Annotated in this window: 14 protein-coding genes; 3 read left to right on the forward strand and 11 right to left on the reverse strand. The window is 44.6% G+C overall.

All coding sequences use genetic code 11. The features are described 5' to 3' along the window. The 7 genes from V7D75_RS07715 to uraD form a co-directional block, all read right to left on the reverse strand. The coding region (locus V7D75_RS07715) for a Trp family transcriptional regulator (RefSeq protein WP_333614098.1) at nucleotides 1–222 on the reverse strand (222 nt) is incomplete at its 3' end. A 212-nt stretch (nucleotides 223–434) separates the two neighbouring features. Beyond that, entirely contained in the window at nucleotides 435–1271 is an 837-nt protein-coding gene (locus tag V7D75_RS07720; protein ID WP_333614099.1) for a bifunctional allantoicase/(S)-ureidoglycine aminohydrolase, read from the reverse strand. Between the two features lie 112 nt (nucleotides 1272–1383). Continuing rightward, complete coding sequence (locus V7D75_RS07725; protein ID WP_333614100.1) at nucleotides 1384–1944, reverse strand: ureidoglycolate lyase; 561 nt, start codon at nucleotides 1942–1944, stop codon at nucleotides 1384–1386. 59 nt (nucleotides 1945–2003) lie between these two features. Then, entirely contained in the window at nucleotides 2004–2996 is a 993-nt protein-coding gene (gene puuE / locus V7D75_RS07730) for an allantoinase PuuE (RefSeq protein WP_333614101.1), read from the reverse strand. A 118-nt stretch (nucleotides 2997–3114) separates the two neighbouring features. Continuing rightward, on the reverse strand, nucleotides 3115–4455 hold the full coding sequence (locus tag V7D75_RS07735) for a urate hydroxylase PuuD (RefSeq protein ID WP_333614102.1): 1341 nt from the start codon (nucleotides 4453–4455) through the stop codon (nucleotides 3115–3117). A gap of 112 nt (nucleotides 4456–4567) precedes the next feature. Continuing rightward, nucleotides 4568–4936, reverse strand: a complete 369-nt coding sequence (gene uraH / locus V7D75_RS07740) for a hydroxyisourate hydrolase (RefSeq protein WP_068407216.1) — start codon at nucleotides 4934–4936, stop codon at nucleotides 4568–4570. 39 nt (nucleotides 4937–4975) lie between these two features. Then, entirely contained in the window at nucleotides 4976–5497 is a 522-nt protein-coding gene (gene uraD, locus V7D75_RS07745) for a 2-oxo-4-hydroxy-4-carboxy-5-ureidoimidazoline decarboxylase (RefSeq protein WP_333614103.1), read from the reverse strand. A 246-nt stretch (nucleotides 5498–5743) separates the two neighbouring features. Between uraD and V7D75_RS07750 the strand changes: the two genes are divergently transcribed. Beyond that, nucleotides 5744–6409: a TetR/AcrR family transcriptional regulator gene (locus V7D75_RS07750; RefSeq protein WP_201541204.1), complete on the forward strand. Its 666-nt coding sequence runs from the start codon at nucleotides 5744–5746 to the stop codon at nucleotides 6407–6409. Nucleotides 6410–6454: 45 nt separating this feature from the next. Here V7D75_RS07750 and V7D75_RS07755 read toward each other — a convergent pair whose 3' ends face one another. Beyond that, the gene (locus tag V7D75_RS07755; RefSeq protein ID WP_333614104.1) at nucleotides 6455–7888 is read right to left on the reverse strand and encodes a nucleobase:cation symporter-2 family protein; all 1434 of its coding nucleotides are present in this window, start codon (nucleotides 7886–7888) and stop codon (nucleotides 6455–6457) included. A gap of 748 nt (nucleotides 7889–8636) precedes the next feature. On the opposite strand from V7D75_RS07755, the gene V7D75_RS07760 reads away from it, so the two are divergent. Both V7D75_RS07760 and V7D75_RS07765 read left to right on the forward strand, forming a co-directional pair. Next, nucleotides 8637–10700: a TonB-dependent receptor domain-containing protein gene (locus tag V7D75_RS07760; protein ID WP_333614105.1), complete on the forward strand. Its 2064-nt coding sequence runs from the start codon at nucleotides 8637–8639 to the stop codon at nucleotides 10698–10700. Nucleotides 10701–10855: 155 nt separating this feature from the next. Further along, nucleotides 10856–12277, forward strand: coding sequence for a PepSY-associated TM helix domain-containing protein (locus tag V7D75_RS07765; RefSeq protein WP_333614106.1), 1422 nt, complete (start codon nucleotides 10856–10858; stop codon nucleotides 12275–12277). 12 nt (nucleotides 12278–12289) lie between these two features. Here V7D75_RS07765 and V7D75_RS07770 read toward each other — a convergent pair whose 3' ends face one another. From V7D75_RS07770 to V7D75_RS07780, 3 genes are all read right to left on the reverse strand, one after another. Beyond that, nucleotides 12290–13060, reverse strand: a complete 771-nt coding sequence (locus tag V7D75_RS07770) for an iron ABC transporter ATP-binding protein (RefSeq protein ID WP_333614107.1) — start codon at nucleotides 13058–13060, stop codon at nucleotides 12290–12292. Nucleotides 13061–13112: 52 nt separating this feature from the next. Beyond that, nucleotides 13113–14186, reverse strand: coding sequence for an iron chelate uptake ABC transporter family permease subunit (locus V7D75_RS07775; RefSeq protein WP_333614108.1), 1074 nt, complete (start codon nucleotides 14184–14186; stop codon nucleotides 13113–13115). Nucleotides 14187–14306: 120 nt separating this feature from the next. Next, nucleotides 14307–14664 (reverse strand): iron chelate uptake ABC transporter family permease subunit (locus V7D75_RS07780; RefSeq protein WP_333614109.1); only part of this gene is annotated, 358 nt, incomplete at its 5' end.

Raw genomic sequence — 14664 nt, forward strand, 5'->3', positions numbered from 1 at the left:
GGCTTTCGCACCGCGCGAGACAGTGGCGATACCGACGCCGAGCTGCTCAGATATCTCACGCTGGGTGATACCGCGCTCTAACAAATCAAAAATACGGATGCGGTTGGCGATTTCTTGTTGTTCTTTATCGGTCAATAGCGCCGTAAATAGCTCGTCGATAGCGCTGCTGTCATGACAGTTGGCCAAATGATTAAGTAAACTCTGATAAGGATTGGCGCTCATAATAATGTAATCTTAGTAATAGAAAGGATAATAAGCAAAATATTGGTTCGTTTCAGTATTCTAGTACAGTAGTACAAGAAAAACAAGTAACGTGTTTGGACGTTTAGCATTATTTGTTTAACGCTTGACGTTGAAAGTTAATTTGAAAATAAAAATAATAGCCAGCGCATAGTGTTTCGCTGGCTTTTAGGCCATTTATAAGCTTAAATAAATTAACGCTGTGGGCGAATAAACGGCATGTGTCTATTTACGTCTTTATATAACAAGTATCTAAATGGACCGGGTCCGCCGGCGTAACAAGATTGTGGACAAAATGCGCGTAGCCACATAAAGTCACCCGCTTCCACTTCTACCCATTCACCGTTTAAGTGATAGACGGCTTTACCTTCTAGCACATATAGACCATGTTCCATCACATGGGTTTCATCAAACGGAATCACGCCGCCCGGCTGGAAAGTGACGATATTGACGTGCATATCATGACGCATATCAGACTGTTCGTTAAACCTCGTGGTTTTCCAAACGCCATTGGTTTCTGGCATCTCAATGGCTTCGACATCATGATCGCTGGTGACAAAGGCTTCTGGTGCGTCGAGCCCCTCTACAAACTGATAAGCTTTACGAATCCAATGGAATTTAACAGGCTTATTACTATTATTTTTTAGCGTCCATTGACAGGCAGGTGGTAAAAATGCATAACCACCGGCTTCAAGATGGTGCGCCACGCCCTCAATAGTAATGTCCATCTCGCCTTCAACGACAAACAGCACCGCTTCGGCATTAGTGTCGAGCTCAGGCTTGTCGGAGCCGCCATTTGGGGCGACTTCAACGATGTACTGTGAAAAGGTCTCTGCAAAACCGCTTAAAGGACGGGCAATCACCCACATGCGCATGCCTTCCCAAAACGGTAGGTAGCTAATCACAATATCGGTGAGTACCCGTTTAGGAATAATGGCATAAGCTTCGGTGAAAATAGCGCGGTCGGATAGTAGCTGTGTTTGCGGCGGCAAGCCGCCAGTTGGGGCATAATAGGTACTTTTAATTGGCATTGTTAATAATCCTTAGGGGTTTTTGCCATGAAAATTGGTGTCTGTCTTTAAAGAGCAAAGAGTGAGTATGTATTATTAGCTAGGACTTTCTCTTTATAAATGGCTTAAAAGATTAAATTGACTTTAAGCTTTGTGTATTTGGATCGACTTGCTTATTTTCTACTTCAATACTCACTTGCCAATCATCAATGGCCAGCTCGTAGCAGTTATTACCCTCACCATTGATACGGTCAATGACCAAAAAATCTGAGTCGCGACCAAGTGCCAACAGTGGATGGTGCCAGACATTGGCGTCGTATTGCACGCCTTGATGTGACTTGGCATAAAACACAGCCAAATCAGCTGCTGAACGTGGCGGTTCACCAGCTGGTGCCACGACGACAATATAATTTTGACCATTCATTGAAAAAAACGCTTGCGACCCAAAGGGGTGATACTCCATCACCGATAAGGCGATAGGCAGTTCGCGCTTTTTGGCCCGAAAGATACTGAAGCCAACATCGCCGCCGTCAAGCGTAGCCTGAGTAATCGCATGATGTCGACACGCATAGCCTTTATTAATAAAGAAGCAGTTTTCAGAGGTTTGCTCTTCTTTGTCATAGGGTTCAATCACCGTACCATAAGGTGCAAATTCGGCCTTGGTTAAAGGCCTCGCGATGATTGTGGTAGTCATGATGTCCCCTTTTAATTAATGAGTAGTTTTATGCATTTAGTTTAGCTAGCGCCAGATGATTACATCCAGTTGGCGCTATTATCAGCCGTTGCCGGATGGTTTTCATACCAGTGTTTGGCAATCTCATCGCGGCGGCATATCCAGACATCGGGCTTACCAGTGATGTATTGCAAGAACTTTTTGAGGGCAGTGATACGGCCAGCACGGCCAATGATGCGGCAGTGCAAACCAATGGTCAGCATTTTGGGTTCGTTTTTACCATTTTTATCGCCTTCTTCGTATAAGGTATCAAAGCTGTCTTTTAAGTATTGATAAAAAGGCTCAGCATTGGTAAAGCCGGGACTTGAGGCAAAGCGCATGTCATTGGTTTCTAAGGTATAAGGAATGACCAAGTGCGGCTTGCGAGCGATGGTTTGCCCATCTTCTACCTTGACATTGAGCCAGTAGGGCAGCTCGTCAGCATAAGAATCTGAATCGTAAATATAACCGCCTTGTTCGGCGACCAGCTCACGCGTGTTGGGGCTATCGCGGCCGGTATACCAACCAAGCGGCTGACGACCAAGCATACGCTCGAAGATTTCGGTGGCGCGGCGCACGTGTTCGCGTTCCGTTTCGCGGTACATATACTGATAAGTAATCCAGCGTAGCCCGTGACTAGCGATTTCGTGACCATCTTCTAGCACGCGCTCGATAATATGCGGCGTTTTTTCAGCGGCGGCGGCGCAGGTAAAGGTGGTGATGGGTAAACCATACTCTTTAAAGGTATCTAACACGCGCCAAACGCCCACGCGGCTACCATACTCAAAGGCGGATTCGATAGATTGGTGGCGGTTGTTAAATTCGGGCGTACCTAGTACATCCGATAAAAAGCGCTCTGATTGGCCATCGCCATGAATGACGCTATTTTCCGCGCCTTCTTCAATGTTTAATACAAACTGCACGGCAATTTTTGCGCCGCCCGGCCAATTGGGTTTTGGCGGATTGCCTGCATAGCCTTTTAAGTCACGTAGGTAGGTGTCGTGATTAAAATCACTGGTTATTTTTTGACTCATTTTTAAACTATCCTAAATACAATAAAGCAAATTAAAGGTGAGTAGTTCTTCTGTCGGCTCATTAACTAATTATCTGACTAAATAACTGTTTTATTAAAATAACTTTCTCATTAAATAACTATAGCCCTGAAGCGTAAGCAATCAGTTGTTGGCGTTCTGCATCGGTCAATTGGGTGAGATTGCCCAGTGGCATATAGCCAGTTTGTACCGCTGTGACAATTTTGGCTTGATGCACTTTCATATCTGCTGGCGTCTGCAAAATGATGCCCGCTGGTGGTGCGGCAAATCCTTGCTGGGTTGGCTGCGCCGCGTGGCAAGTGGTACAACGGGTATGGACGATATTCATAATGGCATCATCTGCGGAAGCGGTTACAGGTACGACTTCGGTAGCCGCTTCATTAGCAGCGCCAGTTTCGGTAGCAGCACTCATTTCCGAGTTATCGGCTGAACCAGCAGTAACTGGTGGCGTAGTGTCCGATGTAGTGTCTGGTGTAGCGTTTGCCGTAGAAACAGAGGCGCTAGCAGCGGGTAATGGCTCAACAGGGGCAGGACGCATCCAAATAATCAATAATACCGTTGCTAACGCCGGAATCCAGAGGAACTTTGGTTTATGATGCCCCAAGTGTTTTTGATTAAAATAATGACGTACCGTTGCTGTGATGATACCGACAAATACCAACACCAACCAACCGTGCGCATGTGAATACATCATCGGATAGTGGTTGCTAATCATGGTAAAGATAAGCGGCAAGGTGAAGTAGTTATTCATCAGCGAGCGGTTTTTTGCTTGTAGCGCCAAATCTGCCACTTCTTTGCCCGGTTTTACGCCGCGGCGCACACAATCTACCAGTGCGCGCTGAGCAGGCATAATACCAAAGAAGACGTTCCCCGCCATTACCGTCCCTAAAATGGCACCGATATGGATAAACGAAGCACGGTCACTAAATAGCTGATAAGAGCCCCAGCAAGCAATTACCAATAATATAAAGATAATGGTGCTAAAAATCAGCGAGTTTTTACCAAGACGACTACGAACAATCACTTCATACAGAAAGTAGCTACCAAATAAAAACAATAAGCTGGTCGAAATCGCGCCGATACTGCTGCCAAAAGCGACTTTGCTGGGATCAATCAGATAGGCAGTCGCATTGAAATAATACACGATAGCCAGCATCGCCATGCCAGTAAGCCAAGTGGTATAAGCTTCCCATTTAAACCAATGCAGGGTTTTTGGCATCTCTTCTGGTTCAAGCTTATATTTGGCAATTTCATAAAATCCGCCTCCATGTACCGCCCATAAGTCACCGGAGATACCTTTGTCCGCCTTCCACTGTGGCGGCTTACGCAAACTCATGTCTAGCCAAACAAAGTAAAAGGAGGCGCCAATCCACGCCACGCCAGCGATGACGTGAAACCAGCGAAAAAATAAAGCGACCCAGTCGAGAAGATATGCACCCATGCGCGAATTGTCCTTTTCTTTGCAATACTTTTTTATTCAATATTTGGTTCAGCGTTTTGTCGTTAATTGAAAACGGTAAAAAAGACAGCTATAAATCCATTAAGCTATTCAGTTATGAACCGCGATAGGTACTATAACCGTGTGCGCTAAGTAGTAGCGGTACATGGTAATGACCGCCATCACTGATCATAAAATCGATGACCACTTGCGGGTAAAATGCCGTGAGATTTTGTGCGTCAAAATAGGCTTGGGTCGCAAACGTCAAGGTATAACGCCCAACATCTAAATGATATTTAGCGATATCGATACTAGTATCAAATTTCCAGCTGTCAGCGGCAACTCGACCATCGGCGTTGGTGACCCCTGTTGCCAATAGATAGGTCTCACCGTTTGCAGGCACGCGGTGGAGTGTGACTGCGATATCAGCGGCAGGTTTGCCAAGATGGGTATCTAAAATGTGGGAGGAGAGAGTACCTGACATGATCATTCCTTTTATATAGTAAAAATAAGCACATTTGCTTTAAGCAGCGCCGAGTAGTTTTTGTAAGCGCAAACGGGTGATTTTATTTTGCTCAGTAGCCGCATTGCGCAGCTCAGTGGCGCGGTCATTTGGCAGGCGTGCCAGTAATAAATCCAACATTTCTTGCGCGCTTTTGCCGGTCGCAAAGACGATAAAGATAAAGCCAAATTTAGCGAGATACGCTTGATTGCCTTTTGCCAATGCTTCAATAACATCCATGTCAGCATTATTGGCACCAGATTGCTCATGCGCCGCGCTGTCTTGCGTATTGCGGTATTTTTCTTTTAATGAGTCAACGTTGCCGATTTGTGGATGACCATCAAAGGCCTCAAGCAAATTGGCTTCTTGGGTTTGCGCTTGCTGCCAAGCTTTGTCGCTACTGGCAAGTAGGTCGTCTATATCTGCAAAAGGGCGAGCGCCTGCTACGTCATGCGCCCATTTGCTGCTAGTGCAGCAGGTTAATAGTTTTGAGAGCGCCTCAGCTGGCGAGAGGGCATTAAATTGCGCTAATGTTAAGCTCACGGTGACATCCTTTTCATTTAAATTTAAATCTCTTTATTCTTATATTTAATTGAGTTGTAAGTGGTTTAATAACATCCATTCTGCTTAAACCTGACCATTTGGTCAACTGTTTTATACAAATTATTTTTATACGCTGGCGAAAACCCTGCTATATTTTCGCTAAATAAAAAATAAAATTGGCTTATCATTGCTGTTATATGTTGCAATATAGCTACTTATTTATCCTCCTATCCAATGGTTTATCTTATGACCCAACCTAATCAAACATCTCAAGCGTCCGATTCTGAGACGCCTATTCATCGTAATCAGCAAGATATTCGCGCCCAAAATCAAGCGGTTATATTGGCAGCTGCAGAAGAAGAGTTTGTATTACAAAGCTATCGCGGCGCCACGATGCAGGGCATCGCTGATCGAGCAGGATTGCCAAAAGCCAATGTGCATTACTACTTTAAAAATAAAAAAAACCTCTACAAAATGGTTTTGCGCTCTATTATTGAAGAATGGAACGACGGCTTGGTGACAATGACCGTCGATAGCGACCCAAAAGCCGTGATAGAGAAGTTTGTACGCACCAAATTACACCAAGCGTTTGCGCATCCAAACCGTCATAAATTGTTTGCGTTAGAGGTCATCGGCGGCGCCCCATATTTACATGACTTTATGTCGACAACCATGAAAGAGTGGGCGCTTGATAAATCACAAGTAATGAAAACCTGGCATGAGCAAGGCAGAATTGGCATCGCTGACCCATTGCAGCTGTTGATTTTGATTTGGGCAACGACGCAGCGTTATGCAGAATTTGAAACAGAAATCGTCGGTCTGCTGCAAAAAGACGCTTATGATAAGCAAGATGAAGCGCGCGCGGCTGACTTCTTAATACCATTTATTCTGCGCGGCTGCGGGCTTGAATAGCGGATTTTAAATAGCGCGCCATTTATTCAACCAAGCCCGCCGCCGTTATAACGGCTGACCTTCAACCTCACTTTTCGGCAACATGCGCACAGGTTTTAGGCCATCTTCTATATGTTGATCAGAAGTATCAAACTCGACGCCATAGTTCTTTGGCAAAATCATATCCAACGTGATAGCGACGATACCTGACATGGTCACCGCCGAGCCAAAGATATTGCGAAACAGCTGCGGCGTCTGGGCAAAGACATCAGGAACAAACGCGATACCCATCGATAAACCAAGCGAAGTCGCAATAATTAAGATATTACGGTGGGTAAAATTCACTGTGGATAGGATGCGGATACCCGCAGTAGCAACGGTTGCGAACATCAATAGCGTCACGCCGCCAACCACAGGCTTTGGCAGCTGTGTAAAGACAGCGCCAAGGATAGGAAATAGCCCCATGGTAAATAAAATCGCCGCCACATAAAAACCCACATAGCGGCTGGCGATACCAGTCATTTGAATGACGCCGTTATTTTGGCTAAAGGTAGTGACCGGAAAGGTATTAAATACCGCGGCAATCCATGAATTGACGCCATCACCTAGTACGCCGCCTTTGATACGCTTTTCGTAGACAGGACCTTGAATAGGTTCGCCTGAAATCATTGAAGTTGCGGTCAAATCGCCTGAGGTTTCGATACTGGTAATGATATACATAAAGGCAATCGGAATAAACGCTTGCCAATCAAAGCTTAAACCGTATTTAAAAGGAATAGGGACGGTAAGTAATGGCGCTTCGGAGACTAAAGAGAAGTCAATACGCCCCATCAACATCGCCGCAAATAAGCCAAGCATCAGACCGATAAAAATAGCGCTTGAGCGAATCACTTTATTATTGACGATGCTAATCAGCACCACGCTGACCAGCACCCCGCCCCCCAGTAGTAAATTCTCCATACTACCAAAGTTTTCGGCACCAACCCCGCCCGCCAAATCAGTCAGCCCCGTCTTGGTTAAAGACAGACCAATGGTGACAATGACGCAGCCAGTAACGATAGGGCTCATCAAAGATTTAAGTTTGGTGATGAATTGGCTTAAGCATATCTCGACAAATGCGCCGAAGAATGACACGCCAAAGATGACAGAGAGTATCTCCTCTGGGCTACCGCCTTTATTTTTTACCACAAAACCTGCGGCAAGGACGGCAGCCAAAAAGCCAAAACTGGTGCCCTGTAATGCCATCAGCCCCGAGCCGACGGGCCCTACTTTACGGGTCTGAATAAAGGTGGCGACCCCTGATACCATCAGTGACATGCTAATCAGATAGGGGATGTGCTCTCCCAATCCCAAAGCGCCACCAATGATTAAAGAGGGCGTGATAATACCAACGAACGCGGCAAGTACGTGCTGTACCGCGCCTAAGAATGCTTTTGCAGGAGCGGGGCGGTCATGCAGTCCATATAATAAATCAGGGTTTCCTTGAGTAACTTCACTCATTTTGGCTTTCTCCTAAAGTGACTTTTAGTCCAATCTCTGAAGGTAGACCTAAACAGCGTAAAAAAACTGATGATTTGAGAGTTGAGTCCGTGACTTAAAAAAGCCTTTCAGTAAACTCTAAAAACTCTAAATCTTCATCTTGTTTATCTAGCTATCTAAGCATTTACCAATTTTCCAACAGAGAGTCGCACTTTTCCGTGTGCTAATAAATAAAAGCAGCTCACCATTATTTATCAATATTGCCAGTTATGGTGATTAAAACCTGACTAATTAGTCAGCTATCTAAGGGTATAGCGAAAGCCTTGCTTATTGCAATGTTTTTTTTGCGATTAAAATATTAATTTTTTTCATCTCGGCGATTTAACAAAAACCTTAACGCACTTATGACAAATAAAATTGCGACTGCTATTAAGTACTTAATAGCAGTCGATGTTAGGTGCTGCTTAACTTTCACGATGCCATCTAGCTTGTTGACTTAAATTCTTCACTTTATTTATTGCCAAATTGTTAATACTTCGTTATTATGCCTGTCATATTTCAAATGCTAATCATTATCATTAGTATTAATCATGTTATTTCTATATGTGTTTATTAACTAAGTAGGCGTGGTCAATCAATAAAACACAAAAGTTTTAATAGAGAATAAAAAGCAAAATCCCAAATTTTTTTTCGGACCATCTTTTCAAACTGTCTTTCTAAAGTGGCACTTAAATCCTTCAATCCTAATAGTAAGTAAAGTGAGTGTGTTATGCGTGAAGTTAAGTCAGCAACATTTTCTAATCAATTAACGGTGTTATCGGTCGCTGTTTCAGCAATCCTGTGTTCACAGCTGGCGGTTGCGGCAACGGATGTGCCTAGTACGACCTTACAAACCATCACCGTGACGGCCAATAGCTCGGTACGTGAAAAGGTGCAAGAGGATGGCGTCGATGTCGAAGACTATACGCCTGCACAGCAAGCGAGCCATTTAAGCGATTTCTTAAATGTGGTGCCAGGCGTGACCATAGGTGGTACCTCGTCGGTCAACCAGCGCATTCGTATTCGCGGTCTTGAAGATAGCAACTTAAAAGTCACCATTGATGGCGCGCGCCAAGAAGGCAAGCTGTTTTATCATATGGGCGATATCACCATTGATCCTGATTTGCTCAAACAAGCGGATGTGGCAGTGGGTAATAATTCTGTCACGCTCGGTAATGATGCACTTGGCGGTGCGGTTGCTTTTAAAACGGTCGATGCCGCTGACTTACTTAAACCCGGTCAAAAGATTGGTGCCAAGCTAAAAGCAGGTTATGCCAGTAATAATGATGAGCTACTGACGTCTGCCACGGTTTTTGGCGCACCATCTGATAATGTCGATTTATTGGCTTATTATGGCAAGCGTGATACCAGCTCGGGTGAAGACGGTGAAGGCCGTGAGTTGTTTGAAGACAGTGAGAGCGAGAGCTTCTTATTAAAAGCCGGTGCCTATGTTGGTAATGACCATCATGTAGGTGCAAGCTTTAGCCGTACTGATAAAGAAGGGATTTTCCCATTCCGTCCAGATTTTCCGAGTCGCTCTGAGCCACCAATTCCGCAACAGGTGAAGCGCGATACTTATGGTATTGATTATAAGTTTAATCCTAGCAATCCGCTGATTGATATAGATACCAATGTATATCAGACTAAAACCCGTATTTTGCGCGATTCTGAATATCTTACAAATCCAGGTTTCGATTTTAACGCTGAAGTCCAAACCACAGGCGCAAAAATCCAAAATACCAGTGATATCGCTACCAATGTTGGCACGCACAAGCTGATATCTGGAATTGAGCATTATAAAAAAGAGTCAGAGATGGAGCGCGACTTCGTCAAAAAAGGCTCAGATGAAGCAACCAATACTTCTGTTTATCTAGAAGACCAATGGCAAATGGGCAAGTTTAGCTTAACGCCAGGCGTGCGTTATGACCGCTACAAATCTCCTGAGTTTATTTCTGGTGGCAAAACCTATGATAATGTCGTCGGTGCACTTGCTGCAAGCTATGAGATTGCACCACTAACGCAAGTATTCGCTAGCTACACACAGTTATTTAATGGTCCGGATTTAAGCCAAACAATCTTTAATTCGGATGGTGATAAAACGTACGTTAATAATGACTTAAAAGCAGAAGAAGGATCTAACGCTGAAGTAGGTATGATCACAACCTTGCGCGACCTAACAGTAGCTGGTGATGCACTGCAACTAAGCGGTAAATACTTTGAAACTGATATCGAAAACTATATTGAGTTTGTGAGATCAGGTGGGACAAGACCGGGCTTGAACTGTGCAAATGGACAACCAGGTGGCGATTGCCAAGGTGTCATCAATAAAGATGAAGATTATAAGATCAAAGGCGTCGAGCTGGCTGCTGACTATAAAATGAATGACTTTAGTATGGGTTTGAGCTATTCGCGAGCGCGCAGTAAAGGCGACAAAACAGGCTATAGTATTCCATCAGTGACCGGAAGCAGCTCAGAGTCGGGTGATAAATATATGGTCAATTTGGCTTATAGTCCAACGGAGACCACAGATATTGGCTGGCGCAGTACCTATGTCGCTTCAGTAATGCCAAATACTAGCGCGAATGATATTGAAAAACCAAGCTATGACGTTCATGATATATTTATGAACTATTCGCCAAAACAAATTGAAGGACTAAAAGCGACGGTTGGCGTTTACAATCTTTTCGATGAAGCTTATGCTAGCCACTCATCTCGCCTAAACCCGATTGATGATGTTGCTACTGACTTCGAGCCAGGTCGTAATATCAAAGCTTCTTTAACCTATCAGTTTTAAGCCTGCATTTATTTCTTAGTAGCAAAAGAGCCAGCTTTTTATAAAAAAGAGCTGGCTTTTTTATCGCCATTTTTTGGCACTTAAGCTTTCTTTTTAAACATTACGCTTCGGCTCTACCACCATTAACTCTATATATTCATAAAGAATCAGCACTCATGACTTCACTTTCCTTCTCTTCTTTTGCATCGAATCTGCGCCTTATTTGTCTATGGATTCACCGTTATACTGGACTTGTGATGGCAGGCTTTTTAATCATGGCTGGCATTACTGGCTCGTTATTGGCTTTCCATGAAGAGCTAGATGATATGTTTAATTATAAATTGGCTCAAATTGAGCGGCAAGATGGGCCACAGCTTCCTATTGCAACCTTGCATGATAAGGTGGTCGCCACCTATCCCGAGTACAATTTTTCTAGTATGCCAACCTCATTAGAAGCGGATAAATCTGCGGTATTCTCGGTTGATCGAGTCCGAGGTAAAAGTACCAAAAATCAGCCTAAAGCTCCGTTTCAAGAGGTTTTTGTCAATCCTTATAACGGCGATATCGTAGGAACGCGTGATAAAGACGCATGGGCATGGCGTAATACCATGTGGAAGGTGTTTTGGTTGCACCGTGATTTATTGCTCGGTGATATTGGTAAGTTGCTGCTAGGTGTGATTGCCCTTATTTGGACGATTAATTGCTTTATTGGCTTTTATTTGACCTTTCCTAGAGCGGTTAACAATAAAAAAGTGCCGCAAAAAACTGTACCTAAAACTACGCCTAAAAAACGTGCGTCTTTTATTAAGCGCTGGCTACCAGCGTGGAAAATCCGCCGCAAAACCAATACCTTTAAGCTCAATTATGATTTGCATCACGCTTTTGGTTTATGGCTGTGGCTGATGCTATTTGTCATTGCGTGGTCGAGTGTCGGTTTTAATTTAAAATCGGTGTATCAACCTGTGATGCGAGCAGTGGTCGGGTTTGAAGGTAGAGAGGGTAAAGGCAGGGAGAAAAACCAAGCAAAAATAGCAGGTAAATCGAACGAGCAGGTTATGTCAGCCGTTGCACCAATGAGCACTGAAACGGGTAGTGAAGCTTTTGCTAATAAATCCAAGATCAATAAAGCCAATAGTATTGCGTATTTAACTGAGCAAGCGCATATTGCTGCGCAAAAAAACGGCGTAACCGTACAGCAGACATTGGGTATCCGCAGGCTTACAGAGGAGGGGCAATGGCAAATGCGTTTTAAAACCGACAAAGATGTCGGCACTCACGGTGGTGCCTCGTCTATCACAGTATCTGCGGCGACTGGCAAAGTTGAAAAGGTTAATTTCGGTTATCAAAGCGCATTTGGCAATAAAATCGACCAATGGTTCTCAACCTTACATATGGGGCATATTGGACAGGGTAACGCTCATTTACTGTATCAAATGTTTTTAGCAATGATAGGGTTGGCCGTGACAGTCTTGTCCGCTACCGGTGTGTATTTATGGGTCAAAGGTCGTCAAAGCCGATTGAAGCAAAAGCAAAAATTGACGGTTAAAAATGACTTTTCAAACCATTACGGAAAACCAGCTATTAAAAAACATCTATAAAACACCCCGTACTTAAACCGTATCGACAATCACGGGTCGGCCTTGATGGTTAAGGACAGTCACATCGACTTTGTACAGCTCTTTCATGGTTTCATGCGTGAGTACATCAACAGGCGCACCGGTTGCCAGTACGCGACCCTCTTTCATCGTCACTACCGTATCGGCAAATTGCGCTGCTTGATTGATGTCGTGCAAGACAATCACCACCGTTTTTTGCTCAGTATGGCTCAATTCGCGCAGCTCACGCATCAGACGGCCAGCATGATACATATCTAGATTGTTGAGCGGTTCATCAAGGAGTAGGTACGGTGTATCTTGGCAGACAATCATCGCAATCAGCACGCGTTGACGCTGACCACCTGATAACGTCGATAAAAAGCGCTCCGCTAACGGCTCAAGCTCAAAGCGTTCGATAATTTCCTGCACTTTTTGCTGATCATCAGCAGTCGGTTGTCCTTGATGATAAGGATAGCGCCCAAACATCAGCAGCTCATGCACACGCAACCGACCTTGGACTTGGTTGTCTTGCCCAAGCATGGCTACGGTCTTAGACAGCGTGCGTGCAGGACAGCTGACAATATCATGCTCCTCATTCCCTATAACGAAACTGACCTGCCCTGATTGTAGCGGTTGCAAGCGCGCCATCACCGAAAACAGCGTCGATTTACCCGCACCATTTGGTCCTATTAACGCAATCACTTGCGAGGGCGGTAAAGACAGGCTGATGTCATGCAGGATTTGCTGTTTGCCAATATGGTGGGAGACATTATTTATTTTAATCATAGCAGTTCTTGTTTTTAGAAAAATTTAACCGTTGCGCTTTAAAAAGTCATCATTAGCGGCGATAGGTCATAAATATGAGTAATAAAAATACCAAGCCGCCTGCCAGTTCAATCACCACTGACAATACACCCGCCATACCGAGCACTTGCTCAAATATGGTTTGACCGAGGACCAAGCAAATCATCGCCACCAAGCTGACCAATATCAGACGCTCACTGTGATACATATGGCGCGCGATACGATTGGTCAAGGCGCAGACCAGTAAGCCAAAAAAAGTCACCGGACCGACCAATACCGCAATGACGGTTAATAGCCCGAATGCGAGGCGTTGATAGTTAATGCCAAGGTTAATTGCTTGTGGTTTGCCCAGCATCAAGACATCGCATTGATAGCGCCAGCGCCAGATAAATAGCGCACTGATGACGCAAATAACAAAGCTAATGCCCAAAAGCTGCGGATTGACCGTATTAAACTGCGCGTAACTGGCCGATTGGACAACCACAAAGTCATCGGGGTTAATGAGCCGTGCAACCAGCGCCGATAAGCTGCGAAACAACACGCCAAAGATAACGCCTACCAGTATCAGCCGCGTCAAATCCTGACTGCTTTTTGAAAATAACAGCCGAAACAACAATAACGACGCGCCAAACATGAGGACGATTTCAAGGGTAAACTTGGCAATGGGATTGATGCTGGTAAAACTAATGGCGCCCAAAAAGAACACCAGTAAGCTTTGTAATAACACATACAGTGAGTCAAAGCCCAATAGCGACGGCGTCAAAATAGGATTGTGGGTTAAGGTTTGAAAGAGCAGGGTTGATACGCCGATGGCATAACCGACGACCATCAGCGCCAGTAATTTTTTACCGCGTAATGGCAGAGCAAAGTCCCAATAGCCGTTGACGTTAAGTGTCAAAAACAGTGTCATTGAGATAAGTAAGATAATCGCGGCAATGGATTTTGGATGACTGGCGATAAAGGTCCAAAGTTTTGCTAAAGGGTTGTGACGACAAGTATCTTCAAGGCTGTCATTTTCTAAAGTAGCATTTGCTAGAGCGCTCTTTTTTGCCGAGCCAGTCTTGGTAGAATTGTCATTTATAAAATTATGCTTAGACGATGAGAACATGAATAAATCCTACTATGCTACCTTTAATAGTAACAACGCCAAGCTTATCTAATCAGACAACAGGACGAATAAATTAAGAAAAGTGTTAATAATCAGGCAGCGACAAGATTGCGCTAGGGCTTATTGCTCAGCAGGCGCACGTAATAACAACCATAAAAATATCACCGTGCCGACCACACCAAAAACCGTCGCCACAGGCACTTCAAAAGGATAACGAATGGAGCGCCCGATAATATCACAAAGTAGCACGGCTGATGCGCCCAAGAGCGCGACTGCAGGCAAGCTGCGACGTAATTTATCGCCCATGATGCGGCTAACGATATTGGGTACGACCAAACCGATAAAGGGAATCATACCAACGGTTACGACGACCACAGCGCTCATCATCGCCACCATGCCAACGCCAAGCCACGTCACTTGCCGTTTACTAATCCCCAAGTTTAGCGCGATATTTTCGCCTAAACCAACGATGGTCAGT

Source organism: Psychrobacter sp. (assembly GCF_036731945.1).
Lineage (GTDB): Bacteria > Pseudomonadota > Gammaproteobacteria > Pseudomonadales > Moraxellaceae > Psychrobacter.